2 protein-coding genes, 1 tRNA gene and 1 rRNA gene are annotated in these 2,959 nt (G+C 68.0%); 2 read left to right on the top strand and 2 right to left on the bottom strand.

The features are described 5' to 3' along the window. Positions 1–529: 529 nt before the first annotated feature. Together RUMESO_RS02300 and RUMESO_RS23760 are read left to right on the top strand one after the other, a co-directional pair. On the top strand, positions 530–778 hold the full coding sequence (locus RUMESO_RS02300; RefSeq protein WP_037277796.1) for a hypothetical protein: 249 nt from the start codon (positions 530–532) through the stop codon (positions 776–778). Further along, a complete protein-coding gene (locus RUMESO_RS23760) occupies positions 723–2,600 on the top strand; it encodes a recombinase family protein (RefSeq protein WP_342670715.1) in 1,878 nt (625 codons plus the stop codon). Before RUMESO_RS02300 ends, RUMESO_RS23760 begins: the two co-directional genes overlap by 56 nt. On the opposite strand, the gene RUMESO_RS02285 is transcribed toward RUMESO_RS23760, so the two are convergent. Beyond that, a tRNA-Met gene (locus tag RUMESO_RS02285) sits at positions 2,557–2,633 on the bottom strand. The two genes, RUMESO_RS23760 and RUMESO_RS02285, sit on opposite strands and share 44 nt — an antisense overlap. A gap of 79 nt (positions 2,634–2,712) precedes the next feature. Continuing rightward, positions 2,713–2,829: ribosomal RNA gene (rrf, locus tag RUMESO_RS02280) — 5S ribosomal RNA — on the bottom strand. Between the last annotated feature and the right edge of the window lie 130 nt (positions 2,830–2,959).

The raw sequence follows: 2,959 nt of genomic DNA, 5'->3' as shown, positions 1-2,959 counted from the left end.
CCCCCAGCCGCCAAACCGCCGAGCTTCAGATCCGTGCCGCCCTTCTCAACCGCTTCACCGCCCTCGGCACCCCCGAGACCAAGCGCGTTGCATAAAGCCGACGGGGGTCAGGGGCAGCTCGCTCTTACGCCGAATTGCTCAACAGAGCCCAAGAAGCCGTAAAGTCCTAAGCGGTGGGTTACTCGCGCGGGGCGCCACGGTGCCCTGCGCTCTTTCTTCTTCGCTCGAGGTCGACTTGAAGGCGAGATATCTGGACGGATCGGCCCCCCTTAGACTTCGGCTGTTAGCCTCAGCCGTTGTCCACGACTTTCGGCTGGCCGAAGCTGCGCAATCTCTTTCTCCCCCATCGGGCTTTCGCAAGTCGCCTGTAGACTGATCGAGACGTCGCCCGGGCAAGGTCGCGGGCACAAGTTGAAGATGAACAGCCGGGTGGTCCTGATCGGGGCCGTGGGGCGGGAGCAGGCAGGCGATGAAGAACAAGTCAGCGAAGAACAGGCCCCCTGGCGCAGGACGGTCCACCGGACCGGTGATGGAGGATGACCGTCTTCCCGAGGGTGGCGTGAACCGGCCCTTGTCCATCGCGGCCCATGCCGACCGGCAGCCGGCTCTTGCCCTGCACATGGGCCTGCCGGGCACCCGGCTCGACATCGTGTTGGGCGGCCCGCATCCGCTGCTCGTGGAAGTCGTGCGCGCGATGGCACGCGTCGCCGCTCAGGCCGACCATGCGGCGGTCCCGACCGGCATGGCTAGCGGGCCCGCTATCAAGACCGAGGACTGACGGAGAGACCATGTCCAGAACGAGCAAGGCCCAGAAGCCGCGGGTCGGGATCTACACCCGCTTCTCCTCCGACCTGCAGCGGGACGCGTCCAATGAGGACCAAGCGCGCCTCACTCGCGAGCACGCGCGCAAGCAGGACTACGAGGTCGTCGGTGTCTACGCTGACCGTGCCGTGTCCGGAGCCTCGCTCCATCGCCCCGGCATGCAGTCGCTCCTCCGGGACGCGAGCGCAGGCCTCCTCGACGTGGTACTCGCAGAAGCGCTTGACCGTTACTCGCGCAGCCAGGCGGACGTGGCGAGCTTCTTCGAGAAGCTGAGCTTCTGGGGCGTCCGCGTGGAGACGGTGGCGGAGGGCGTCATCACCGAGATGCACATTGGCCTCAAGGGCACGATGAACGCGCTGTTCCTCAAGGACCTCGCGCAGAAGACCCACCGCGGGCTCGAGGGCCGGGTGCGGGACGGCAAATCAGCTGGCGGGCGCGCCTACGGCTACCGGCCGGTCTCGGCCGGGCTCGCCCCCGACGGCACCCCGCTCCGGGGCGACTTGGCCATCGTCGAGGAGGAGGCCGAGGTCGTCCGGCGCATCTTCGGGATGTACGCGTCTGGCGTGTCTCCCAAGCGCATCGCGGCCGTGCTGAACGAGGAGCGCGTGCCCGGACCCCGAGGCGGGCCCTGGCAGTTCTCGACCGTCTACGGCAACCGCGAGCGCGGGATTGGTATCCTCAACAACGAGCTCTACGCGGGCCGTCGCGTCTGGAACCGGCAGCGCTTCGAGAAGGATCCTTCCACCGGCAAGCGGCAGGCACGACTCAACGACGAGGCCGATCTGGTGGTGAAGGACGAGCCCGACCTCCGCATTGTGGATCACGAGCTCTGGGAGGCAGTGAAGCGCCGGCAGGAGGCAACGTCCGTCAGGGACAAGGACGTGCGCCCGGAGGCGCGGCGCCGGCCCGTCCACCTCTTCTCGGGGCTGATGGTCTGCGGCGTCTGCGGAGGCGGCGTCTCCATGATCGCCAACGATCGCGTGGGCTGCTCGTCCGCGCGCAACCAGGGCGACACGGTCTGCACCAACCGGCGCACCACGAGCCGCAGCGGCATCGAGGCGCGGGTCCTGAACGCCCTGACCGAGCATTTGATGGACCCCGAGCTCGTCCGCGTCTTCTGCGAGGAGTACACGGCCGAGCGGAACCGCCTGCGCGCCAGCGCCGGAGCGACACGGGCCACCAAGGAAGCCGAGCTCCAGAAGATCCGCCGCGACCACGACAAGCTGGTGCAGGCCATCCTCGACGGGGTCGCCGCCTCGCAGCTCAAGGACCGGATGAACGCCCTCGACACTCGACGCCAGCAACTCGAGGCCGAGCTGGCCGCCGCAGCGCCAGCCGATCCCGTTCGTCTGCATCCCGCCTTGGCCGAGACCTACCACCTGCGCGTGCGCGAGTTGGTCGCCGGCCTGTCAGCCTCCGATGACGGGCCGAGCGCCACGGAATCGCGCGAGGCCGTGCGGGCACTCGTCTCGCGCATCGTGCTCACGCCCGTGGCGGTCCCGGGCCGCAAGCTCTCCGAGGTGCGCATCGACCTCGAAGGCGCCCTGGCCGGTCTCCTGCATCTCGCAGCTGGCGCCAAGGCCGCTGCGGCGGGCGTCGAGTTTGCGGTGGCAGTGGCCGGCCGGCTTCAGGCAGAGCCCGGCCAGTCCGCCTTCGATGCAGCACTCCAGAACGACGAAGAGCCCGCCTCGGGGGAGGCGGGCTCTGGTCTGCGTCGTCAAACGCAAGGAACGATGGTTGCGGGGGCAGGATTTGAACCTGCGGCCTTCAGGTTATGAGCCTGACGAGCTACCGGGCTGCTCCACCCCGCGGCGAGGCGTGTCTGATCCGGAGGGTCCCTGGGCTTGGGGGGCCTGGGGCGCTGGGAGAGAGAGGGGGGGCTCTGGTCAGGTCTGGCGGTGACTTACTCTCCCGCGTCTATGACGGCGCAGTACCATCAGCGGATGCGCGCTTAACGGCCGAGTTCGGGATGGGATCGGGTGTGTCGCGCAGCCTATGGCCACCAGACCGGATCAGGGCCCCTTGTGAACATCAGGTTCCAAGCCTTGCACACCATGGATTGTGCATGACTTCGTCGCTCCTGGACGGCGGGGATCTGCCCTGCCCGTCACTGGATCGGATCAAGCCTATCGGACGA

Source organism: Rubellimicrobium mesophilum DSM 19309 (assembly GCF_000600335.2).
GTDB classification, from domain to species: Bacteria; Pseudomonadota; Alphaproteobacteria; order Rhodobacterales; family Rhodobacteraceae; genus Rubellimicrobium; species Rubellimicrobium mesophilum.
The sequence above is the reverse complement of the archived record's forward strand: the minus strand, read 5'-3'. Positions and strand labels throughout refer to the sequence as shown.